Source organism: Aquamicrobium sp., assembly GCF_023954335.1.
Lineage (GTDB): Bacteria > Pseudomonadota > Alphaproteobacteria > Rhizobiales > Rhizobiaceae > Aerobium.
On sequence record NZ_JAMLIE010000001.1, the window covers coordinates 410,435 to 433,831 of the forward strand.

The following is a 23,397-nucleotide window of genomic DNA, read 5'->3' on the forward strand; positions in this document are numbered from 1 at the left end:
TCAGCGCCCCTCCACGATCGCGCGCAGGAAGCGGGGCAGGTCGACCTCGTACTTGCCCTCGAGATATTCCTGCGAGCCGCATTCGAAGAAGCTGTCGGCCAGCCCGATCTTGATGAGCGGCTTGACGATCCCGGCATCGTAGAGCGCCTCGACGACGAGGCTCGTCAGGCCGCCGGTGGTCTTGTGGTTCTCCGCCACGACCAGCCGGTCGAACCGGCTGGCGAATTCCACCACGCCGGCCGTGTCGAAGGGCTTGATCGTGCCGACATGGAGGACGCCGGCGCCATGCCCGCTCCGCTCGGCCGCGCGGGCGGCGTCGACGGCGCGCGCCGACATGTAGCCCGTCGCGATGACGCCGACCCTGGCGCCCGGCCGCTCGTGCAGCACCTGCGCCTTGCCGGGAACGAAGCGGTAGGTGTCGGGCAGCTCCACCGGCACCTTGCCGCGCATGTTGCGGACATAGACCGTGCCCGGAATGTCGGCGACGGCGCGCACGACCTGCTTGAACTCGGTCGCGTCGCACGGGTCGATGATGGTCAGGTCGGCGATGCCGCGCATCATGTTCAGGTCTTCCGTCGCCTGATGCGTTGCGCCGTAGCCGTTGACCAGTCCCGGCATCCCGGCGAAGATCTTGACGTTCGCCATCGAGTGCGCGCAGGCGATGGCGACGAAGTCGTAGGCACGCCTTGTGATGAAGACCGAATAGGTGGTGCAGTAGGCGATCTTGCCGGCCTTCGCCATGCCGGCGGCGATCATGATGAGGTCCTGCTCCGCCATGCCGACATTGAAGAAGCGCGTCGGATGGGCGTCGCGGAACGGCAGGATGTCGGAATAGCGTCCCATGTCGGCGGTCAGCCCGACGATCTCGGGCCGCTCGCGGCCGAGCTCGGCCAGCGTGTTGCCGAACGGGGCGAGCTCTGTGACCTTGCCCTCGACGTCGACGATCTCGCCCATGCCGCGCGTGCGGCCGCCCTGCACAGCCTCAGCCATTTGCCGTCTCCAGTTCCTGCTTGAGCGCGTCCCACTCGTCGTTGGCGATGCGGACGAAATGCGCCCGCTCGCGCGCCATGATCGTCGGGATGCTGAAACCCGGCGTCGTGCGCATGACGATGCATTTCGGGCGGCCGTTCCTCTCGCGCGCGCCTTCGAGCGCCGCGATCAGCGCCTCGATGTCGTTGCCGTTCACCTCGACCGTCTCCCAGCCGAAGGCGGTGAACTTGTCGGCCACGGGCTCGATCCGCACGGTAACGGGCCCGTCCGCCTGGATGCCGTTGCAGTCGATCAGCGCGACGAGGTTGTCGCAGTTGAAGGTCGCCGCGCCCATGGCCGCTTCCCAGGTCGAGCCTTCCTGCAGCTCGCCGTCGGAGAACTCGCAGAACACGCGCGCGTCGCGGCCGTCCATCTTCAGCGTCATGGACATGCCCACGGCCTGCCCGAGCCCGTGGCCGAGCGAGCCGCCGACCATCTCGACGCCCGGCGTGTCGTCGAAGGTCGACATCGGCAGGCGCGAGCCGTTGAGGCCGTAGCTCGGCAATTCGTCCTTGGGGAAATAGCCCGCTTCCGCCAGCGCCGCGTACATCGCGATGGAATAGTGCCCGGTGGAGAGGACGAAGCGGTCGCGGTCGGGCCAGTCCGGATTGGCGGAATCGTAGCGCAGCTCGTGGAAGTAGAGCGCGGCGAGGCAATCGGCCATGCCCAGCCCCTGGGCGATGTAGCCCTCGCCCTTGCCGGCGGCCATGTTCAGCATCAGGCGGCGCAGGTTGAGCGCGCGCGCCTTGAGCGCGGCAATGTCCGCGCGCGCCGGAGGATGATTGAGGGGTGGCATCGACGTCTCCCGTAGGTTGAACTCAAGAACGAGGGGACCGGACCGGCTTCACCCGGCGCAATTCAGCCGCAGTCCCGGGCGCGCCCAGCTCAGGCGCACCAGCTGGCCATGGCTCGACAGCGTCACGAACGCGCTGCGCATGTCGGCGCCGCCGAAGCAGATATTGGTGGTGTAGGGATCGTCGAACGGGATCGTCTCGACCATATCGCCCCGCGGCGAGATGACGACGATGCCGCCCCGGCGCAGGCAGGCGACCGCGACGTTGCCCTCCTCCTCGACGGCGAGGCTGTCGAAGCGCCAGAAGCCCGGCAGGCCGGCCAGCAGGTCGCCGCCCGTCGGCGAGTGCCACGCCGCCCTGGCGAGGACGCCCGGCGCGGTCACATCCCATTGCCAGACGCGCCCCGACGAGGTCTCGGCGACGTAGAGCCGGTCGCCTTGTGGGGAAAGGCCGATGCCGTTGGGCCCGATCAGCGGAAAGGCGGCCTCGACGATGCGGCTTCCGTCGGCGCGGGCATAGAACACCGCGCCGAAATCGAGCTTGCGGCCGGAGCGATGGCCGTGATCGGTGAACCAGAACCCGCCATGCGCGTCGAAGACGATGTCGTTGGGGGCGGCGAGCGGGATGTCGCCGCAGCGGTCGTAGAGCACCTCCACGGCCCCGGTCGCGGGGTCCACCCGCTGGATGCACCCGCCGCTGTTGTCGGCGGCGCGGGCGACGGGCCGCAAGCCGGCTGAATTGTCCCAGCTGAAGCCGCCATTGTTGCAGACATAAAGGGCGCCGTCCGGCCCGAGCGCCGCGCCGTTGGGGCCGCCGCCGGTCTCGGCCAGCCGGTAGCTGCGCCCCTTCGAGATGCGGGTCAGGCAGCCGCGGGCGATCTCCGTCACCACGATGTCGCCGTCGGGCATCGCGACCGGTCCCTCGGGAAAGGCGAGGTCGCCAGCAAGCAGCTCGACGGAAGCGGTCATCGCGCCGCCTCCGGCAGGTCGGCCCCGAGCACGGCGGCGAGGTCGCGCGCATCGTCGACCAGCACGTCGGGCGCGTAGGGTATGAGGTCCTCGCGGGCATAGAAGCCGTAGGTCAGCGCGACGCACGGCATCCCCGCCGCGCGCGCGGCCAGGATGTCCTGCGGGCCGTCGCCGACATAGACGCCCTCGCCGGGCGAGGCGCCGGTGCGCTCGAGCGCCAGCAGGATCGGCGCGGGATCGGGCTTGCGCTCGCGCGTGTCCTCGGCGGTGACGATGGTGCAGAACGCGCTTTCGGGTATGCCGGCGACCGACAGGTCGATCAGCGTCCGCTCCAGCCCCTTGTTGGTGACGAGGCCGGGCTTGCGCCCGCTCTCGACCAGGCTGCCGATCATCTCGGCCACAAGCGGAAAGATCGAGACCTTGTCGATGCAGGACGGATAGGTGACGCGGTAGGCCTCGTAGAGCTCCGCCACCCGGTCCGGCGCCACCCGGGCGAACAGCTCCGCCGGGCGCATGGCGAACACCTCGCCCGCCGGAATCGAGGCAGGCGGGAAATCCGCGTTCAGGTGCTCGCGATAGACCCTCGTGTAGCATTCGAGGACCGCCGCGCGGGTGTCGACCAGCGTCCCGTCGAGATCGAAGAAGACGAAGCGGCGGGCAAAGAGGGTCATGGCATGTCCTTCGCTGCGCGCGCCTGAACCAGCCGCGCGCGGTGTTTCCACAAGGGGGCGAGATCCGCGCCCAGGTCCCGGAACAGCGGGTAGGCGTCCGCGTAGCGCGCGGCGAGGGCCGGGTCGGGGTCGACGGTCGAGGCGACGCGCACCATGCGCGCGGATGCGGTCGCGAGGTCCGGCTGCACGCCGGCGGCGACGGCGGCGAGCATGGCCACGCCCAGCGCCCCGGTCTCCTCCACCTCGGGCAGCGACAGCGGCCGGTTGACGGCGGCGGCGCAGATCTCGCGCCAGATCGCGCTGCGCGCCCCGCCGCCGGTGATGCGGATGGAGGTGACGTCGGCCGCGAGCGCGCCGTAGCAATCGACCATGGCGAGGGCGACGCCCTCCATCACCGCGCGCACCAGCGCGGCCGGCGAGGAGGTCAGGCCGAGGCCGAACACCGATCCGCGCGCCGCCGGCTCGTGGCGCGGGGCCGTCATGCCTGAGGTGCCGAAATAGGGATGGATCAGCATGCCGCCGGGCAGCGGCGGCGTCGCGCGCACGTCCTTTTCGATGCGCTCCCACACGGCCGCGTCGGGCGGGCCGTACTCCTTCTGCCCGAACGCCTGCAAGACCCAGTCGAGGCAGAGCGAGCCGCCGCCGGTGTTCGACATCAGGCGCTGCCAGCGCCCCTCGGGCATCAGGAACAAGAAGCCTACATTGGCCGGCTCGAGCTGGGGAAAGTCCATCGTCAGATTGTTCATGAAGCTGGTGCCGATCACCGTCACCGCTTCGCCCGCCTGCAACGCGCCGACGCCGATCGCCGCCGCGACAGCGTCGCCGGCCCCCGTCACCACCGGAATGCCTGCGGCAAGCCCCGTCAGCGCCGCGGCCTCGTCGCTCAGATGGCCGACCGTGTCGCCGATGCGCCGCACCGGCGCGACGCGCGCGGTCATATCCGCGATGCCCGCCAGCGCCATCAGCTCGCCGGAAATCCGCCGCTCGCGTATGTCGCACGGGAAGAACGAGAGATCGGACTCGTCGGTCGCGATCTCCCCGGTCAGGCGGAAATTGATGTAGTCCTTGGCGAAGAACAGCGTCTCGATCCGCGCGTAGCGCGCCGGGTCGTGCCGCTTCAGCCAGGCGAGCAGCACCAGCGGCACCCCCGGGATCGCGGCGTTGCCGGAGACCCGGTAGACCCGCTCGGTCAGCCCCTCGGCGGCCCATTCCTCGAGCAGTGCCGCGGCGCGCGCGTCCGGCCAGGCGATGGCGGGGCCGACGGGCCGCCGCTCGCCGTCGAGCGCCCACAGCCCGCCCATATGGCCCGATACGCCGATGGCGCGGATCGCGTCGGGCGCGACGCCGGCGGCCGCGACGGCCTCGCCGATCGTGGCGACGACCGCGGCGAAGGTCTGGTCCATGTCCTCCTCGTGCCAGTCCGGGCGCGGATGGAAGACGGGCGTGCGGCGGCTGGAAGCGCCGAGGGCCGCGCCGGTCAGCGCGTCGAACACCACGACCTTGGTCGCCGTCGTTCCCTTGTCGATGCCGAGGACGCAGCTCATGCCGCCTGCCCTCCTTCCGCGAGGGCGGACCGGCGGGCCGAGTAGCGGCGATAGGTGTCGCGCGCGGCCCCGTAGAGGCCGAACCAGTCGTCATAGTCGGCCGCCGCCGTGGGGTCAGGCGCGTAGCGTTCCGCCACCCGGTGCGTCGCCGCGACGGCCTCGCCGAGATCGGCCCACAGCCCGGTCGCGGCGCCGGCGAGAAGCGCGACGCCCAGCGCCCCGGATTCGGAGGCTTCCGTGACCTCGACCGGCATGTTGCAGACATCGGCGAACATCTGCGCCCAGAACGGGCTGCGGCTGCCGCCGCCGGTCAGGGTCAGCGTGCCGGCGCGCCCGGGCATCGCCGCGAGGCAGTCGCGCGTCGAGTAGCACAGCGATTCGTAGACCGCGCGCAGCAGGTGGTCGCGCGAGGTCTGGCTCGACGCGCCGAAGAAGGCGCCGCGCGCCTGCGCGTCGAAGAACGGGGCGAGGACGCCGCTGCCGTTGACGTAGGGCAGCAGAACCACCCCGCCCGCCCCGCGCGGGATCGCCGCCGCCGCGCGTTCCATGGCCGGAAAATCCCAGGCGCCGTTTGCATCGCGCGGGCCGCCGAACCTCTCCAGGAACCAGTCCATGGTGATGGTGCCCGAGGTGTTGGGCAGGATCCTGAGATAGCGGCCGAACGGCATGGCGAACAGGAAGCCGAGGCCCTCCGGCTCGCGGTCTGGTGCGGCGATGACCCGGCTGTTGAGACAGCTCGTCCCGAGTACGGTCACCGTCTGCCCGGGCGCGACGCAGCCGGTTCCGAGCGCGTTGGCGCAGGCGTCGCCGAGCCCGGCCACCACCGGCACCCCGGCCGGGAGCCCGACCTCGGCGGCTGCCGAGGCCGTCAGCCGGCCGGCGACGGCCTCGGACGGAACCAGCGGCGGAAGGCGCTCCAGCCATTCGCCGGCCCCGCACAGGCGCATCAGCTCCGGCGAGAAGTCGCGGCGGTCGATGTCGCCAGGAACGAAGCTGACATCGGACGCCTCGGTGGCTATCTCGCCGGTCAAGCGGAAGCGCAGATAGTCCTTGGCGCAGAGCGCGTAGCGCGTGCGGGCCACGGCCTCCGGCTCGTGCCTCGAAAGCCACGCCATCAGCATGACGGAGATGCCCGGCATCATGCCGTTGCCCGAGATGGCGAAGGCGCGCCGGAGGGTCCCGTCGCGCTCCAGCTCCATCTGCAGGGACTGGGCGCGCTCGTCGGGCCAGCAGATCGCGTTGCGGACGGGATTGAGGCCGCTATCCAGCAGCCACAGCCCGCCCATGTGCCCGGCGATGCCGATGCCGCGCACCGAGGCGGGGTCGACGGCCGCTTTCGCCACGGCCGCGCGGACCACGCCGGCGGTCAGCGCCCAGCTGCGTTCGGCGTCCTCCTCGTGCCAGCCGGGGCGCGGGCGCAGCACCTCGACCGGGGCAGCGGCGCTGCCGAGCGCCCGCCCGCCGGCGTCGAAGACGACGACCTTGACGTAGGACGTGCCCTTGTCGATGCCGATCACGCAGGCCATGCCGCCCTCACGTCCCGAGCGCGGCGCGCGAGGGTGCCGCGACCTGCCGCGCGAAGCGAAGGGTGCGCTCGCTCGCCGCGTCGAAGGCGAACAGCGCGTCGTCGGGAATGACGACGTCGACCGGCTCGTCGATGGCGAAGTCGCGGTCGTGCGGCACCAGCGCCTGAAGGCTGGAGTCGCCGGCCTGGACGGTGACGAGAAGCGCGTCGCCGAGCTGCTCGGCGACATAGACGCGGCCCTCGAAGCGCACCGCCTCGCGCGCGTCCGCCGCCGCGCCGGCCTTGACGACGTCGACCTGCGAGGGGCGGGCGCCGATCACCACGCGCCCGTCCGCCGCGGCCTCGGCCTTCAGCGAGGCGGGCAGCCGCGCCTCGACCCGGCCGAGGCGCGCCGTCAGCCCGCCGGAATCGTTGAGGCCCTCCATCGGCAGGAGGTTGATCGAATGCAGGCCGAAGAACTGCGCCACGAAGGCGTTGACCGGGCGATTGTGGATCTCGTCGGGCGTGCCGACCTGCTGCAGCTCGCCCTCGCGCATCAAAGCGAGGCGGTCGGTCATGGTCATCGCCTCGATGGGATCGTGGGTGACGATCACCGAGGTGGTGCCAAGCGCCCGCTGCAGCCGCTTCAGTTCGCCCCGCAGCCGGGCGCGCAGCAGCGTGTCGAGATGGGCGATCGGCTCGTCGAGGCACAGGAGGTTGGGATTGCGCACCAGCGCGCGGGCGATGGCGACGCGCTGCTGCTGGCCGCCCGACATCTGGCCGGCGCGCCGGTCGAGGAGCTGGGCGATGTTGAGCATCCCGGCGACCTCGTCGACCTTGGCGGCGATCCTGTCCTTGGGCAGGCCGGCGATCTTGAGCGGATAGGAGATGTTCTGCCGGGCGCTCATATGCGGGTAGAGCGCGTTCGATTCGAACACCATGGCGATGTTGCGCTCCTGCGGGGTCCTGTCCTGCACGGGCACCCCGTCGAACAGGATCGATCCGGAGGTCGGGTGCTCCAGCCCCGCCAGCATGCGCAGCACCGTGGTCTTGCCGGAGCCCGAGGGGCCGAGCAGCCCGAAGAACTCGCCGTCCTCGATCTCGAAGCTGACGTCGCGGACCGCCTGGACCACGCCGCCATACAGCTTGTTGATGTTCTGAAGCGCGATGGAAGTCATGGTCTCCTGCTCCTAGCGACCGCCGAGCTCGGCAGAGAAGCTGCGGACCAGCGCCCGCTGCATGTAGAAGGAAAGAACGAGAAGCGGGCCGATCGCGACGATGCCGATGGCGCCCAGCTGCCCCCAGTTCGGCTGCTGGAACAGGAAGAAGCTCGCCAGCGCCTTGGGCAGCGTGATGACGTTCTGTCCGGTCAGCACCAGCGCGAACAGGAACTCGTTCCAGGCGAAGATCATGGCGAGGATGCCGGCCGTGAGGATGCCCGGCGCCGACAGGGGTAAGAGGATGTCGAGGAACAGCCGGTACCAGGGCGCGCCGTCGATGCGCGCGGCTTCCTCGTAGCTGCGCGGGATCTGCCGCAGGAACTCGGCCAGCAGCCAGATCACCAGCGGCAGGTTCATGAAGGTGTAGATGACGATCAGGCCCGTATAGGTGTCGAACAGCGACAGCTCCTGATAGAGGAGGTAGAAGCCGATCACCGGCACGATGGGCGGCAGCATCCGCAGCGACAGGATGGTGAAGGAGAGCTGCCCGTGCGGCGGGAAGCGCCGCGCCAGCGCGTAGGCGGCCGGATAGCCGAGGACGAGGCAGATCAGCGTCGAGATGGTCGAGACGATCAGGCTGTCGCCGATCCCCCTGCCGCCGCCGACGTTCCAGCCGCCGGAGAAGTTCTCCAGCGTGGCGCTCGCCGGCAGGATGGTCGGCGGGCTGACGAACAGCTCCTCATAGGGCTTGAACGCGGTCAGCATCAGCCAGATCAGCGGGGAGAGGAACAGCACGAGCAGGCCGATCACCAGCGCATGCTCGGCCACGGTGCGCAGGGCGCCGCGGGCCCCCGGTTCGGTGCGCGAGGTCATAGGCGCGACTCCTGCATGGACTGCCTGCGGTCCCCCCGGCGGGCGAAATGCAGGATGGCCGTGGTGCCGACGATCAGGAGGATGAGCTGGATGATCGACAGGGCGCCCGCGAGGCCGAAATCGAACCGGCCGAAGCCCATGTCGTAGGTGTAGTAGGCGAGGTTCTGCGTGCTCGTGCCCGGTCCGCCCTTGGTCAGGATATAAAGCACGTCGAAGACCTTGAAGCTGTCGATGAAGCGCAAGACGAAGGCGACCGTCATGTAGGGGGCCATCATCGGCAGGAGGATGTAGCGGAAGGTCTGCCAGCCATTGGAGCCGTCGACGCGCGCGGCCTCGAACACCCGGCCCGGGATCGACCTGAGGCCGGCCAGAAGCACCACCATCACGAACGGCGTCCACTGCCAGATGTCGACGAGGACGACGGTGGGCAGCGCCCATTCCGGCGACGAGGCCCAGGCCGGCGGCGAGAAGCCCAGCCCGCGCAGCAGCGCGTTGAGCGGGCCGTAGATCGGGTTGAGGAAAAGGTTCCACGAGAAGCCGACGACGATCGGCGCCAGCATCATGGGAATGAGAAACAGCGACGCGTAGATCTCGCGGCCGCGCGAGAGCCGGTTGATGAGCATGGCGAGCCCGAGGCCGAGCGCGATCTGGAGCGGGACGGCGACCAGCGCGAAGACGGCGGTGATGCCGAGGCTCTGCCAGAAGCGCGGGTTACTCAGGACCCGCTGGAAATTGCCGAGCCCGACCCACTCGACCGGCACGGGGATGGCGAGCTGGTACGAGGTGAACGAGGCGTAGATCAGGTAGCAGAACGGCCAGACGGACAGGATCGCGAGGAAGGCGAGCGCCGGCGCCAGAAGAACCAGCGTCGCGCGGCGCTCCGCCTTGAGCCTGGCGATTTCGGCGGGACTGGCCGTGCGGGCGGAACCCGCATCCGACGGCATCGCTGCTCGCGACATGCACGCACCTCCGGGAACGTTGGGAAAGGGAACCCCGGCCCGGGCCTGGGGAAGCCGGGGCCGGGGATCAGCGGATTAGGATCAGCTCCAGTAGCCCTCGGCGACCAGGCGCTGGACATATTCCTGGTAGTGCCCGATCTGGCGGTCGCGGCCGTAGGTCTCGGTCGTCTCCTCCCACTCGGCCTCCATCGCGCCCAGCGCCTCCTCAGGCGTCGCCTGCCCGGTGACGGCGCGCTGGGTGTGCTGGATGATCGCCCCGAGATAGCGGTTGGTGCCGGGGATCGAGATGTCGAGATAGGCCTTCGGGTTGGACAGGGCCGCCTTGCTGACCTCGGCGAAATTGTCGCCGAAGCCGGACTTCGCGTGGAGCGGGAAGGTGCTGGCCGGATCGTTGAACATGCTCATGCGCCACGGGTCCATCAGCGACTGGGCGAAGGTCTCCGCCACCCAGCGATTGGCGTTGGCCGACTGCTGGAGCCAGGCGATGGCGCGGAACGCGCCTTCCTTGTTCTTCGAGTTGGCGGCGATGCCCATGGCCCGCCCGTAGGGCAGCACGGTCACGTCGCCCCAGCTGCGGGCGACCTTGATCTTGTCGGACACCTGCGAGATCGACGAATCCGCCGCGCCCTTGGGCATGTCGGTCCACCAGTTGGCCTGCGCGATGCGGCCTTCGAAGAACACCTGCCTGCCCACGTCCCACGGCATCGACGCCGCAAGGTCCGCCGGCATGAAGTTCGTGACCTCCTTGTAGCGCGTGAGCGCCTCGATCCCGATCTCGTTGAGCAGCTTGGGCTTCATCTGCTCGTCGAACAGCTCGCCGTAGCGCACGCCGCGCTCGGCGCCGAGCTGCACGACCTGGTTGATGAAGAAGGCATAGACGAAGAAGTTGGTGACCTCGACCGCGCCGAAGAGGTTCTGGTCGGGGCGGGTGAAGAACTCGGCCGTGTCGCGATACTGCTGCCAGTTCGTCGGCGCGGCGAGGTCGTAGCCGTACTTCGCCTTGAAGGCCGCCATCTCGGCGCCGTCCTCGAACAGGTCCGTGCGGATGGTGTTGACGAACATGTCGCCGTCGATCATCACGCCGACGAGCTTGTTCTCGTACATGTTGAGCAGCTGGAACGGCCGGGCGATGTCGGCGAAGCCGAGATCCTCGAGCGTGCCGACCTCTTCGAGCGGCGTCAGAAAGGGGCCGAAATCGCCGGTGAAGTTCGGCCAGAAGTCGAACGCGTCGAAGCGCGCCTCCGTCTGCCGCAGGGCCAGAAGGTTCTGGTCGTACATGTTGCCGAGCGGATAGGAGACGAACTCGACTTCGATGCCGGTCGCCTCGCGGAATTCGGGGGCGAAGGTCTGAAGGATCGGCGTATAGGCGCCGGAATCGAGCCCCACCGTCACCTTGCCGCCCGTGGTCTGGGCCGTGGCGCGCAGGACGCCGGTGAAGGTGCCGAGCGTCGCCGCCGCACCGAAGACCGCCGAGCGCCGCAGCAGCTCGCGGCGTGAGATCAGGCCGGCGGTGTCCATTCCCGAGAGATGGTCGAGGGCGTATTCCTCGATGCCGGAACGCTTGCGCAAACGTATCATGTCTGTCTCCTCCCAGAGCGGATATGCTGTGACGCGCAATCCAGCTCATTGCCTCCCGCAGAGCTGAATTGATATATGATAATAAGTAGGCTAACTCTATAATTGACACATGCCAAGAGAAACATTGCCCTACATGATTGTCGAAGAGCTAAGACAAATGACCGGCCCGATCGGCTTCCGCACGATCGTCGAGACCGTGATCGACGCCATCGCGGCCAAGAAACTCGTTCCCGGTCAGAAGCTTCCGCCGCAGCGGCATCTGGCGCAGGACATCGGCGTCGCTGTCGCGACGGTGGGCCGCGCCTATTCGGCGCTGGAGACGCAAGGCTTCATCACCAGCCATGTCGGTCGCGGCACCTTCATCTCGCTCCATCCGCGCCGCGAGAAGGAGCGCCCCTCCGCCTCGGCGGGTCCGATAGAGCTGGGCGTCTACCGCGCGCCGGTTCCGCAGGTCCGGCCGGGCCTCGCGGCGCTTCTCGCCACCGTCGCCGCCACGCCCAACATCGAGTCGATCCTCGACAGCGCGCCGACGCCGGGCCTCGCCCGTCATCGCGAGATCATAAGCCAATGGATCGGCCGCTCGCAGATTGACGCGGACCCCGACGACATTGTCCTGACCAATGGCGGGCAGCATGCGGTCATGGCCGTCCTGTCCGGGCTGACCGAGAGCGGCGCCCGCATCGCCACCGAGGAGCTGACCGACCCGAGGATGAAGGCGGTCGCCAGCTTCCTCGGCCGCAACCTCGTCGGCGTGGCCTGCGACCAGGACGGGATGCTGCCCGACGACCTCGACCGGCTGTGCCGGGCGCAGAAGATATCGGCGCTCTATTGCACGCCGCGTCATCACAACCCGACCAACGTCACCATGCCGCTCGAGCGCCGCGCCGATCTCGTCGAGGTCGCACGCCGCCATAATCTCACGATCATCGAGAGCGACATCTACGGCAGCATCGCCGAGGACCACGTCACCGCGCTGTGCCAGTTCGCTCCCGAGCGCACCTATCGCGTCTCGAGCCTCGCGCGCATCGCCGGCGCGGGCATGAAGGTCGGCTGGCTGATCGCGCCGCCCGGCAACGCCAAGAACGCCCATATCGGCGTCGCCATGTCGACCGGGGTCGCCAGCCCGTTCATGGCCGAGCTGGCGACGCGGATGATCGTCGACGGCAAGATGGAGGAGATGCTGCGATGGCAGCAGGTCGAGAACAGGCATCGCCTTTCCCAGCTGCGCGGCTTCCCGATCCTCTCCGGTGCGCGGGGCGAGCCGACCAGCGCCCATGTCTGGCTGAACCTGCCCGAGCCGTGGCGCGCCGAGGACTTGGTCGAGGCTGCCGCGCGTGAGCACAACATCAACATCGCCCCCTCGCATACCTTCGTCGTCGGGCGCAGGACGGTGCCGCACGCCATCCGCCTCGTTATCGGCGCGCCGCTGGACCAGGACGAATTGCTGGTCGCCTGCGAGCGGCTCGAACGGCTGCTCTCGATCGGCCCCCGCCCGTCGTCGATCGCCGGCTGACAGAGGATCGGACGGATGGGCGCGTCAAGATGCCCGACCGGCGGGGCGGCGGGCGGCAATCCGCGCCCGGCTGTGCTATCGGTAGGATCATCGCCTTTCGACCGGAGCCGGAGGCCGCGTGAACGCAGGGCCGATCTACAGGATAGAGAGCCTCACCAAGGTCTATCGCAGCAGCGAGGTCGAGGTGCATGCGCTGCGCGGGGTCGATCTCGAGATCGAGGCCGGCGAGTTCATCGTCCTGCTCGGCCCCTCCGGCAGCGGCAAGTCGACGCTGGTCAACATCCTCGGCGGGCTGGACACGGCGAGCGACGGCCATGTCTTCTTCCGCGACGAGGAGATCACCGACCTCAGTGAGGGCGAGCTGACCCGCTACCGGCGCGAGCATGTCGGCTTCGTGTTCCAGTTCTACAACCTCGTGCCGAGCCTGACGGCGCTGGAGAACGTCGCGCTCGTCACCGAGATCGCGCGCGACCCGATGGATGCAGGCGAGGCGCTGGAGCTCGCCGGCTTGGCCGCCGAGCGGCACGACCATTTCCCGGCCCAGCTCTCCGGCGGCGAGCAGCAGCGTGTCGCCATCGCCCGCGCCATCGCCAAGAAGCCGGAAGTGCTGCTGTGCGACGAGCCGACCGGCGCGCTCGATTCCAAGACCGGCATCCGCGTGCTGGAAGCGCTGGCCTCGATCAACCGCGAGTTCGGCACCACGGTCCTCGTCATCACCCACAATGTCGCGGTCGGCGGCATGGCCGACCGGGTGATCCATTTCGCCGACGGGCGCGTCGCCCGCATCGACCGGAACGAAACCCGGCAGGCTCCGGCCTCCATCGCATGGTGAGGCGGCGATGAGCGCGCTCGACCGCAAGCTGATGCGCGACCTCGTGCGGCTGTGGGCGCAGGTCGGCGCCATCTCCCTCGTCATGGCCGCCGGCGTGATGACGCTGGTGCTCACCGTCGGCGCCCAGCGCTCGCTGTTCGAGACGCGCGCCGCCTATTACGAGCGCAACGCCTTCGCAGACGTCTTCGCCGAGGCCACGCGCGCGCCGGAGAGCCTACAGCAGCGCATCGCCGCGCTGCCCGGCGTCGCCGCGGCCGAGACGCGCATCCGCGAGCGGGCCGTGCTCGACATCGAGGGCATGGCCGAGCCGGCGCTCGGCCTCCTCGTCTCCGTTCCCGACGACGGCGTCGAGGTGCTGAACCGGCTCCACATGCGCGCAGGGCGGCTGCCGGCGCCCGGCCACCCGGACGAGGTGGTGGTCAACGAGCCGTTCGCCGCCGCCCACGGTTTCCGGCCGGGCGACACGTTCGGCGCCGTCGTCAACGGCCGCAAGCGCCAGTTGCAGATCGTCGGCACCGCCCTGTCGCCGGAGTTCATCTACGTCGTCACCGACCTGATGCCGGACAACCGGCGGCTCGGCGTCGTGTGGATGTCGCGCGAGACGCTGGCCGCCGCGTTCAACCTTCTGGGGGCGTTCAACGCCGTCTCGGTCCGGCTGCTGCGCGACCAGCCGGCCGAGCCGGTCATCGACGGCATCGACCGGCTGCTCGAGCCCTATGGCGGGCGCGGCGCCTACGACCGCGAGGACCAGCAGAGCCACGCTTTCCTCGATTCCGAGCTCAACGGGCTGAGGGCGATGAGCTACGTCCTGCCGCCGATCTTCCTGCTGGTCGCCGCCTTCCTCGTCAACATGATCCTGTCGCGGCTGATCGCGCTGGAGCGCGAGCAGATCGGCCTGATGAAGGCGGTCGGCTATTCCGGTGCGGCGGTGGCGTGGCACTACATGAAGCTCGTCATCGTCATCGCGCTGATCGGCGTCGCGCTCGGCCTTGCCGCCGGGACGATGCTGGGCCGGGGGCTGACGCGCCTCTACGGCGAGTTCTTCCATTTCCCGTTCCTCATCTTCCGCATGAGCCTCGACGTCTATCTTCTCGCGGTCACCGTTTCGGTGGGCGCGGCGATGCTGGGCGCGCTGCGCGCGGTGCGGGCGGCGGCCGGCCTGCCGCCGGCGGTGGCCATGCGCCCGCCCGCGCCGCCGCGCTATCGGCGGCTCGTCGGCGTCGGGCTGCCCTTCGCGCCGCGCCTGCCGCGCACCATGGTGATGATCGGCCGAAACGTCGTGCGCCGGCCGCTGCGCGCCTTCTTCACCACGCTCGGCATCGCCCTTTCGGTCGCCATGCTGGTCGGCTCGCTGTTCGCCTTCGACGCGGTCGAGATGCTGATCGACCGCACCTTCTTCGGCTCCGAGCGCCAGCACGCCACGATCAGCTTCGTGCGCAAGCAGCCGGTCGCGGCGCTCAACGAGATCGGCCGGCTGCCCGGCGTGCTGGTCGCCGAGCCGGCGCGCGTGGTCTCGGCGCGGCTCCGCAACGGCCCGGTCGAGCGCCGCCTCGCCCTCACCGGCAAGCCCGCCGGCTCGGAGCTGTCGCGCCTCATCGACACCGACGGGCACGAGATCGCCCTGCCCGGTGAAGGCGTGGTGCTGACGGCCGCGCTCGCCGGCATCCTCGGCATCCGCCCCGGCGAGAGCGTCGAGATCGAGCTGATGGAGGAACGGCGCGAGACGGTGCTCGTGCCGGTCTCGGCCATCGTCGAGAGCTATATCGGCCTCGGCGCCTATATGGAGATCGGCGCGCTGAACCGGCTGATGCGCGAGGGCGCCTTCATGTCGGCCGCGCATGTGACGCTCGATCCGGCCAGCACCGACGCGCTCTACGCGGCGGTGAAGACGCTGCCGATGGTCGGCTCGATCGGCCTCCAGCGCGTCGCGGTGCAGAACTTCCGCGCCACCATGGGCGAGAACCTCTTGACGTCGATGAGCGTCCTCGTCGCGCTCGCCGCGATCATCGCCTTCGGCGTCGTCTACAACGGCGCGCGCATCCAGCTTTCCGAGCAGGGCCGCGAGCTCGCCAGCCTGCGCGTCCTCGGCTTCACCCGCGCCGAGGTGTCGTGGATCCTGCTCGGCGAGTTCGCGCTCCTGACGCTGCTGGCGATGCCGCTGGGCTGGGCGCTCGGCTGGGTGATGGCGCTGGCCATGGCCGAGGGCCAGGCGACCGAGCTGTTCCGCATCCCGCTGGTGATCGAGCGCGCCACCTACGGGTGGGCGAGCCTCGTCGTGCTCGCCGCCTCCGCCCTTTCGGCGCTGATCGTGCGCCGGCGCGTCGACCGCCTGAACCTGATCGAAGTCCTCAAGACGAGGGAATGAGCCATGATGCCTTCGCTTCGCAAATCCGTGCCGATCCTCGCTGGCATCGCTGTCGCGGTCGGGGCCGGCTGGTGGGCGTTCCGGCCGCAGCCGGTGGCGGTCGACATCGCCGCGATCGAGCGCGGCGCGCTGGAGGTGACGGTCAGCGACGACGGCACGACGCGCATCATCGACGTCTATTCGGTGTCCGCGCCGGTGACGGGAACGGTGCAGCGCACGCCGGGCAGCGTCGGCGACAAGGTGGAGGCTGGCAAGACCACGGTCGCGATGATCCGCCCGGCCGCGCCGGCCTTTCTCGACGTGCGCTCGCGGCGCGAGGCGGAGGCCGCGCTCGCCGCGGCCGCAGCCGCGGTGCAGCTTGCCGAGGCGCAGGCCGTCGAGGCCGAGGCCGAGCTCGACCTCGCGCGCAGCGAGCAGCGCCGCGTCGAGGAACTGGCCCGCCGCAACGTCGTCTCCGAGCGCATGTTCGAGGAGGCGAACGCCGCCGTGCGCCGGGCCGAGGCACGGCTCAACATCGCCGGGGCGACGCTGGAGATGCGGCGGCGGGAGATGGAGAGCGCGCAGGCGCGGCTGATCGGGCCCGAATCCGGGGCCGGCGCCGAGAACGGCGATTGCTGCGTCGTCGTCGCCGCGCCCGTCGACGGCGAGATCCTCGTCATCCATCACGAGAGCGAGGCGGTGGTCGCCGCCGGCACCGTGCTGGTCGAGATCGGCGATCCGGCCGAGCTGGAGGTGGTGGCGGAGCTGCTGTCGTCGGATGCGGTGCGGGTGCGGCAGGGCGCGCAGGCGCGCATCGACGGCTGGGGCGGGCCGGCGCTGGAGGCCACCGTGCGCCGGGTCGAGCCGACCGGCTTCACCAAGGTCTCGACGCTCGGCATCGAGGAGCAGCGGGTGCGCGCCGTGCTCGATCTGCCCGGCCCGGCGCAGGAGCGGGAAGGGCTCGGCCACGGCTATCGCGTCACGGTCGCCATCGTCGTCGAGCGCCACGAGGACGCGCTGCTCGTCCCGCTCGGGGCGCTGTTCCGCCAGGGCGCGGACTGGGCCGTCTTCGCCGTCGACGAAGACGGCCGCGCCGCGCTGCGCCGGATCGGGATCGGCGCGCGGGATGCGCGCAGCGCCGTCGTCCTCGACGGCCTTTCCGAGAACGAACGCGTGATCCTGCATCCGAGCGACCGGGTGGCGCAGGGCGTCGCCGTCGTCGCCCGGTAGCGGCGATTTCGCCTGATCCGGCAAATCCGCCGTCGACAGCATCGGCGGCCGCTCCTATGGTCCGCGCCCGTGCCAGCGAGAGGAAAGCGCCATGTCAATGATCGTCGACCGTCGGGACCTCGATTTCCTCCTGTTCGAGCTCTTCGGCGTCGAGGCGCTGCTGGCGCATCCGCGCTTCGCCGCCTACGACCGCGACGCCGTGCGGCAGATGCTCGACACGGCGCAGCAGATTGCGCAGGACAGGTTCCTGCCGATCGCGGCCGAGGTCGATGCGAACGAGCCGGCTTTCGTCGACGGCAAGGTGGCGATGCCGGCCGGCACCGGCGCGGCGCTGGCCGCCTACGCCGGGGCCGGCTTCTTCGCGCTGCCCTTCGCCGATGCGGCGGGCGGCTTGCAGGCGCCGTGGTTCCTGCACACCGCCGTCAGCGGCATGTTCACCTGCGCCAACACCGCCGTGACCAACTACGCCTTCCTGACCATCGCGGCAGCGAACCTCCTCAGCGCCTTCGGCGACGACACGCTGAAGCGCACCTACCTGCCGAAGATGCTGGCCGGCGAGTGGTTCGGCACCATGTGCCTGTCCGAGCCGCAGGCCGGCTCCTCGCTCGCCGACATCCGCACCACGGCGACCCTCGGCGAGGACGGGCTCTACCGCATCCGCGGCAACAAGATGTGGATCTCGGGTGGCGAGCAGGAGATCTCCGGCAACATCGTCCACATGGTGCTGGCCAAGATTCCCGGCGGGCCGGCCGGCACCAAGGGCATCTCGCTGTTCCTCGTCCCCAAGCGACGCGTCGATGCGGACGGCGCGGCCGGCGAACTGAACAACATCGCGCTCGCCGGGCTCAACCACAAGATGGGCCAGCGCGGCACCACCAACTGCCTGCTGAACTTCGGCGAGGGCGGCGAGACGCTCGGCCACCTGATCGGCGAGCCGCATCGCGGCATCGAATACATGTTCCACATGATGAACGAGGCGCGCATCGGCGTCGGCCACGCCTCGACCATGGCCGCGCTTGCCGGCTATCTCTATTCGGCCAAATACGCGAAGACCCGCGCGCAGGGGCGGCGTATCGACAATCGCGATCCGGCGAGCCCGCCCGTGCCGATCATCGAGCATGCCGACATCCGCCGCATGCTGATGGCGCAGAAGGCGGCGGTGGAGGGCGCACAGGCGCTTTGCCTCTATTGCGCGACGCTGGTCGACCGGCTGGCGACCGAGGACGACAAGGCGGCGCGAGAGGGCATCGCCGCGCTGCTCGGCCTGCTGACGCCGGTGGTGAAATCCTGGCCGTCGGAGCATTGCCTCGAGGCCAACAAATGGGCGATCCAGATCCTCGGCGGCTACGGCTACACGCGCGATTACCCGCTGGAGCGGCTCTACCGCGACAACCGGCTGAACCACATCCACGAGGGCACGTTCGGCATCCAGGGCATGGACCTTCTCGGCCGCAAGGTCGGCGGCGACGGCGGCGCGACGCTCGCCCGCTTCATCGAAACGATGCGCGAAACGGCGGCCGAAGCGTCCGGCGACGAGGCGCTGGCCGGCGAGGCCGACCGGCTCGCCGCCGGCCTCGACGCGCTCGCCCTGACGACGCAGGCGCTCATCGACTGCGTCGACCCCGCGCGCCGGCTGGCCAACGCCACGATCTATCTCGACGCCTTCGGCCATGTCGTCATCGCCTGGATGTGGCTGCGGCAGGCGCTGGCGGCGCGAAAGGCGATGGACGCGGCCGCGCTATCCGAAGCGGACGAGCGCTTCTACGCGGGCAAGCTGGCGGCCTGCCGCTATTTCCTGCGCTACGAGCTGCCGCTGGCGGCGGCGCGGCTGGAGCTCGCCCGCGCGCTCGACACGACCTGCCTCGACGCGGAGCCCGACCTGTTCGGCTGAGCGGCCTTACTGTCCGCCGGCGATGCGGCGCAGGTAGCAGCGGGTCAGCTCGACGATCTCGTCGAGCGTTCCCTCCCGCACGTCCGGCTCGCTGTGCTGGAGATAGTCGAGCGTCGCGGTGACGTATTCGGCGATCACGCGGCCCTGTATGCCCCTGTCGCCGCCTTCGCCGGCCCGGGCGCGCAACAGGTCGGCGACGAGGATGCTGGCCCGCCGATTGCCTTCCTGGTCGATCTGCCACAGCGAGGGCGAGGCGTGCATCGCCTGGCGCAGCGCCACCGAGCCGGTCTGGCTGGCGCGCAGCCGGTAGAGCTCCCGCAGCGTCGCGCAGAAGCCATCGATCCAGTCCTCGCTGGCCTTCAGCCTCTCGAACGCCGCCTCGAGCAGCGCCAGGCGCTCGTCCAGCCGCGCGCGGGCGAGATGCGCCAGCACGTGGTGCTTGTTGGGGAAATAGCTGTAGGCGGTGGCGATGTTGACGCCGGCGGCGTCGGCCACGGTCTGCATGGTCATCGCCTCGAAGCCGCCCTTTTCGAGCACGGCGACGGCGGCGTCGAGGATATGCTCCACCGTCGCCCGCGAGCGCTCCTGCTGCGGGCGGCGGCGCTTGGGCGCGGCGAGCGGATCGTCCCGCCGGCCGGGCGCCGCCCCAGCCGTTGCTTTCGCCTTCTCCTGCTTCGCCATCTGCGCCGTCCTTTCCTCGCGCCCGCACCTTTAGCGCATGTCCGGCGGAAGTGGGAACCGCTCAGCTGATGCTGCGCTTCGCTTTCCACGCTTCGATCTGCGCGCCTGCCTCCGGCGTCAGCGTGTTGATGTGCAAGCGCCGGAGAGCCGGGAACGGGGACCCCGACAGGAACGCCTCCGGGATCGCATAAAGGAACTCCGGATGGTCGTCGTTCAGGTCGAGCGCGCATTCGGCGAGGGACGGGAGGTCGCTGAGGAGGAGGTTCGAGACCGTCTCCTGATCGAGCGGGCCGCCCGTGACGCCGACATCCTCGACCTCGACGAGAAGCGAGCGCAGCCGCGCGTGCCGAACGGGCCGCCGCAAGGCGAAGTGCCCGTGCAGGCTGAGCTCCTCCAGCTGCGGGGCGATGTCGAAGACGGGGGTGACGTCGCCCAGCGTGCCGAAGAGCCGGTGCCCGTTGAACAGCATCTCCATGTCGCCGAGGGAAAGCCGCCTCAGCGCCGGCAGCTTCGCCCCATCGAGCGCCGCCACGGCGGCGGCCATGTCGTAGCCGACGGAGCGTTTCTGCGCATAGGCGTGCGAGGTGCCGATGACCAGCCGCTCGACGGTCCGGGCGCGCGGGCTCGCGAGGAAGGCGCGGATGAGGTCGGCCTGCCGCGGCGCTTCGAGAAAGCAGACCCGGCCCGGCGCGTCGGGGACCTCGTGGAGCGGCAGAAGGCCTTGGTCGGCGTCGGGGGCGAGGCCGATGCACACGGATTGCCCGGCGATCGAGCATCGCTCCAAACCGTAGGCGCGCAGCGCCGCGGGGAAGGGGTCCGGGCGGAACCAGTCGAGAAACATCGTGTCGAGCCCGCCTGAAAAGTGACATGAGCCAGAGACACGATGTCGGGCGAAAGAACAAGGGCGGAGGGGCGATGCACGTCGCCGTCGATGTGGCGTATGGCGCGGACGAAAGCGCCGCGGTGGCGGGGATCGCCTTCGCCGACCCGTCCTCGGGCACGGCCGCCGGGACGATCGTGCGGCGCATCGCAAGGGCCCGCCCCTATCGGCCGGGACACTTCTACGAGCGCGAGCTGCCCTGCATCCTCGCCGTGCTGGAGGCGTTTCCCGGCCGCCCCGAAACGATCCTGCCCGAATCGATCCTGATCGACGGCTACGTCACCCTCGGCGCGGAACGGCGCGACGGGCTCGGCATGCACCTCTTCCGCACGCTGGGAGAGGCGGTGCCGGTGATCGGCGTCGCCAAGTCGCGGTTTCGCGGCACGCCGGCGGAGGCGCAGGTGCTGCGCGGCGGCAGCGCCCGGCCGCTTTACGTCACGAGCGCGGGGATGGACGAGGCGGCCGCGCGCGGCTTCGTCCTGTCGATGCATGGGGCGCACCGCATCCCGACCCTGCTGGCCGCCGCGGACAGGGCGTGCCGCATGGCGGAGCGGCCTTGTGCGCCGGACAGCGGATGACAGGCGGAAAAAGAGCGCCCGGCGGAAAGCCGGGCGCGGGGATCGATCGCGGCTTCGCCCGCCGCCGATCAGTCGTGGCTGTGCCCGTCCTCGTGGGCGTGGCCGTCGTCATGGGAATGGCCTTCGCCTTCATGCGCATGGACCTTGCCGGTTCCGCCGACGGCGACGATGTTGAAGGGCTTGCCCTCGACGGCGATCTCGCCGGATTCCTCGAAGGTTTCCGCGTTGACCAGATGCAGCTTCGCGTTCAGCGGATCGGTGACGACGATGCTGTCGCCGGCGACCGCCACCCGCGGGCGCGGGTCGTTCCAGTGGCCGTCCATCGAATAGGGATCGGTCAGCCTGAGCGATTGCGCGATCTTGCCGTCGAGGACGTCGATCTTGTGAAGCTGGCCGTCCTCGGTGACGACATAGGCGAAGCGCGGGCGGATCGGATCGACCGCGAAGTGGACGCGGCGCGTCGGGAGCTGGACGAGCTTGAAGCCGTTCTCGCCCTCGGAGGGATCGATGACGAGGATGCGGTCGGGGCCGTAATTGCCGATGAAATATTGCAGGCCGCGGCCGCCGATCAGCGTCGAGGAACTGCCCTCGGGCAGCGACGCGGCATAGGGCAGGTGCTCGATGGCCGGCGCGTCGCCTTCCTGCCTGATCAGCAGCAGGCCGGTGTCGCAGGCGAGCGCGTAGAGGCTGCCGGAGCCGGCCGAGCCGTGCAGGCCCGGGCAGGCGACGTCCTCGCCGACCGCGTTGCCGTCGAAGTCGACGACGCGCGCGCCGACCGGGCGCTTGGAGGCGTCGTCGGGGTTCGGGATCGAGACCACCACATGGTTTTGGTAGGGCACGCCGACGCCGTGATGCGCCGCGCCGACGCTTGCCGTGCGCATCTCGAGCTTCTCGTCGAGCACCGCCTTCTCGGTGAAGACGCGGACCTTGTCCTCGCCGTCGAACCACTGGGCGATGTTGCCCTGAAGCTCGACGAAATGCGCCGGCTTGGCGCCGTCGATATGGACGTGCAGCAGCTCGGGATCGTCGACGTCGATGTCGGCGTGGTCGCCATGATCATGGAAGGTGATGCCGCTGGCGATGGCGTTGACCTCGCCTTGCGCGCCCTGCACCGCGAACACCGTCGCCCCGCTCGACGAGCGATGCAGCGCGGCCGGCCCCTTGACCGTGAACGTGTCGACGAGGTCGCCGTTGAGCGCGTCGATCACCTTGACCACCGGCGCGGAATGGTCGGCGACGAACAGCCGCCATGCCGTGACGGTCTCGTCGTCGTCATCGGCAAGGGCGGCGCCGCCGAGCGTGGCGGCGATGGCAAGCGCCGAAGCCGTCAGGATCAATCGTCTCATCTGTCTCTCCTTCATCATGATATTACATTACGTTCAGGGCCCGGACCGGCCCCGTATTCACGCGATGCTCACCCGCCGGTCATGGCGCGGGTGAGCGTTTCGACGTTGTGGCGCATCATCTCGACATAGCCGGGCGCGGGCCCGTCCGGCGGCGAAAGCGCATCGGAGTAGAGCGTGCCGCCGAGCGACAGGCCGGCTTCGGAGGCGATCTGCTCGACCAGCCGCGCATCGGCGATGTTCTCGGCGAACACGGCGCTCGCCCGCTTCTCGCGGATTTCCCGGATGAGCGAGGCGACATCGGCGGCGGAGGCCTCCGATTCGGTGGAGACGCCCTGCGGCGCGAGGAAGCTGACGCCGTAGTCGCGCTCGAAATAACGGAACGCGTTGTGGGCGACGACCGCGACGCGCCGGTCCTCGGGAATGGCGGCGACGGCGCGCCTGATCTCCTCGTCCAGCTTGGTCAGCTCGCCGAGATAGCCCGCGGCGTTCGCTTCGTACGCCGCGCAGCCTTCGGCATCGGCCTCGCAGAAGACGCGGGCGATGTTCTCGACGTAGACCCTGGCGCTCGCCACCGACTGCCAGGCGTGGGGATCGTCGGGCGCGGCGTGGAAGATCGCCTGCCCGCCGGAGAAATGATAGTGGCCGCCCTCCGGGTCGTGGACGATCTCGATGCCGTCCGAAAGCGCGGCGATGCGCGCCGAGGTGCCGCTGGCGTCGACCAACCGCTGGAGGAAGCCCTCGAAGGCGAGGCCGTTCACGAGGACGACGTCGGCGCGGGCCAGCGCGATGGCGTCGGCCGGCCTGGGCTCGTAGACATGCGCGTCGCTGTCCGGGCCGACGAGCGTCCTGACCTCGACCGCGTCGCCGCCGATGATGCGCGCGAAATCGCCGATGATCGAGAAGCTCGCCACCACGGAAAGCCTCTCGGTCTCCGCCTGCGCCGCACCCGACAGGGATGTTAATGTTATAACGATCAGGCTCGCGGCGAACGTCGTCAGTCTTGTCATCGTCATGTCGATACC

General features: G+C 69.8%; 20 protein-coding genes. 6 read left to right on the top strand and 14 right to left on the bottom strand.

Going from position 1 to position 23,397, the window contains the following annotated elements:
* The 10 genes from M9945_RS02090 to M9945_RS02135 form a co-directional block, all read right to left on the bottom strand.
* Nucleotides 1-990 (bottom strand): transketolase family protein, encoded by a 990-nt coding sequence (locus M9945_RS02090; RefSeq protein WP_367929186.1) that lies wholly within the window; start codon nt 988-990, stop codon nt 1-3.
* Nucleotides 983-1,825, bottom strand: a complete 843-nt coding sequence (locus M9945_RS02095) for a transketolase (RefSeq protein WP_367929187.1) — start codon at nt 1,823-1,825, stop codon at nt 983-985. Before M9945_RS02095 ends, M9945_RS02090 begins: the two co-directional genes overlap by 8 nt.
* A gap of 48 nt (nt 1,826-1,873) precedes the next feature.
* Complete coding sequence (locus M9945_RS02100; protein ID WP_367943216.1) at nt 1,874-2,791, bottom strand: SMP-30/gluconolactonase/LRE family protein; 918 nt, start codon at nt 2,789-2,791, stop codon at nt 1,874-1,876.
* Complete coding sequence (locus M9945_RS02105; RefSeq protein WP_367943217.1) at nt 2,788-3,462, bottom strand: HAD family hydrolase; 675 nt, start codon at nt 3,460-3,462, stop codon at nt 2,788-2,790. Before M9945_RS02105 ends, M9945_RS02100 begins: the two co-directional genes overlap by 4 nt.
* Nucleotides 3,459-5,006, bottom strand: a complete 1,548-nt coding sequence (locus M9945_RS02110) for an FGGY-family carbohydrate kinase (RefSeq protein ID WP_367943218.1) — start codon at nt 5,004-5,006, stop codon at nt 3,459-3,461. The genes M9945_RS02105 and M9945_RS02110 overlap by 4 nt, the downstream gene beginning before the upstream one ends.
* Complete coding sequence (locus M9945_RS02115) at nt 5,003-6,532, bottom strand: FGGY-family carbohydrate kinase (protein WP_367929191.1); 1,530 nt, start codon at nt 6,530-6,532, stop codon at nt 5,003-5,005. The genes M9945_RS02110 and M9945_RS02115 overlap by 4 nt, the downstream gene beginning before the upstream one ends.
* Before the next feature lie 7 nt (nt 6,533-6,539).
* The gene (locus M9945_RS02120; RefSeq protein WP_367929192.1) at nt 6,540-7,688 is read right to left on the bottom strand and encodes an ABC transporter ATP-binding protein; all 1,149 of its coding nucleotides are present in this window, start codon (nt 7,686-7,688) and stop codon (nt 6,540-6,542) included.
* Nucleotides 7,689-7,700: 12 nt separating this feature from the next.
* A complete protein-coding gene (locus tag M9945_RS02125; RefSeq protein ID WP_367929193.1) occupies nt 7,701-8,543 on the bottom strand; it encodes a carbohydrate ABC transporter permease in 843 nt (280 codons plus the stop codon).
* On the bottom strand, nt 8,540-9,502 hold the full coding sequence (locus M9945_RS02130) for a carbohydrate ABC transporter permease (protein ID WP_367929194.1): 963 nt from the start codon (nt 9,500-9,502) through the stop codon (nt 8,540-8,542). Before M9945_RS02130 ends, M9945_RS02125 begins: the two co-directional genes overlap by 4 nt.
* Nucleotides 9,503-9,583: 81 nt before the next feature.
* Nucleotides 9,584-11,080, bottom strand: a complete 1,497-nt coding sequence (locus M9945_RS02135) for an extracellular solute-binding protein (protein WP_367929195.1) — start codon at nt 11,078-11,080, stop codon at nt 9,584-9,586.
* Between the two features lie 157 nt (nt 11,081-11,237).
* On the opposite strand from M9945_RS02135, the gene M9945_RS02140 reads away from it, so the two are divergent.
* From M9945_RS02140 to M9945_RS02160, 5 genes are all read left to right on the top strand, one after another.
* Nucleotides 11,238-12,593 carry a PLP-dependent aminotransferase family protein gene (locus M9945_RS02140; protein ID WP_367943219.1) on the top strand — a complete coding sequence of 452 codons (1,356 nt, stop codon included), beginning with the start codon at nt 11,238-11,240 and terminating at the stop codon, nt 12,591-12,593.
* A 118-nt stretch (nt 12,594-12,711) separates the two neighbouring features.
* Complete coding sequence (locus M9945_RS02145; RefSeq protein ID WP_367943220.1) at nt 12,712-13,425, top strand: ABC transporter ATP-binding protein; 714 nt, start codon at nt 12,712-12,714, stop codon at nt 13,423-13,425.
* Between the two features lie 7 nt (nt 13,426-13,432).
* Complete coding sequence (locus M9945_RS02150; protein WP_367943221.1) at nt 13,433-15,790, top strand: ABC transporter permease; 2,358 nt, start codon at nt 13,433-13,435, stop codon at nt 15,788-15,790.
* A 3-nt stretch (nt 15,791-15,793) separates the two neighbouring features.
* Nucleotides 15,794-16,999 carry an efflux RND transporter periplasmic adaptor subunit gene (locus tag M9945_RS02155; protein WP_367943222.1) on the top strand — a complete coding sequence of 402 codons (1,206 nt, stop codon included), beginning with the start codon at nt 15,794-15,796 and terminating at the stop codon, nt 16,997-16,999.
* A gap of 91 nt (nt 17,000-17,090) precedes the next feature.
* Nucleotides 17,091-18,890 (top strand): acyl-CoA dehydrogenase, encoded by a 1,800-nt coding sequence (locus M9945_RS02160; protein ID WP_367943223.1) that lies wholly within the window; start codon nt 17,091-17,093, stop codon nt 18,888-18,890.
* Nucleotides 18,891-18,896: 6 nt separating this feature from the next.
* Here the strand turns inward: M9945_RS02160 and M9945_RS02165 are convergent, their stop codons facing one another.
* Both M9945_RS02165 and M9945_RS02170 read right to left on the bottom strand, forming a co-directional pair.
* Entirely contained in the window at nt 18,897-19,571 is a 675-nt protein-coding gene (locus M9945_RS02165) for a TetR/AcrR family transcriptional regulator (RefSeq protein WP_367943224.1), read from the bottom strand.
* 61 nt (nt 19,572-19,632) lie between these two features.
* Nucleotides 19,633-20,412 carry a hypothetical protein gene (locus M9945_RS02170; protein ID WP_367943225.1) on the bottom strand — a complete coding sequence of 260 codons (780 nt, stop codon included), beginning with the start codon at nt 20,410-20,412 and terminating at the stop codon, nt 19,633-19,635.
* Between the two features lie 26 nt (nt 20,413-20,438).
* Here M9945_RS02170 and M9945_RS02175 point away from each other — a divergent pair, with 26 nt between their 5' ends.
* Nucleotides 20,439-21,029: an endonuclease V gene (locus M9945_RS02175; RefSeq protein WP_367943226.1), complete on the top strand. Its 591-nt coding sequence runs from the start codon at nt 20,439-20,441 to the stop codon at nt 21,027-21,029.
* Between the two features lie 68 nt (nt 21,030-21,097).
* On the opposite strand, the gene aztD is transcribed toward M9945_RS02175, so the two are convergent.
* Together aztD and aztC are read right to left on the bottom strand one after the other, a co-directional pair.
* Nucleotides 21,098-22,375, bottom strand: a complete 1,278-nt coding sequence (aztD, locus tag M9945_RS02180; RefSeq protein WP_367929205.1) for a zinc metallochaperone AztD — start codon at nt 22,373-22,375, stop codon at nt 21,098-21,100.
* A 68-nt stretch (nt 22,376-22,443) separates the two neighbouring features.
* Nucleotides 22,444-23,388 (bottom strand): zinc ABC transporter substrate-binding protein AztC, encoded by a 945-nt coding sequence (gene aztC, locus M9945_RS02185; protein WP_367929206.1) that lies wholly within the window; start codon nt 23,386-23,388, stop codon nt 22,444-22,446.
* Nucleotides 23,389-23,397 lie beyond the last annotated feature (9 nt).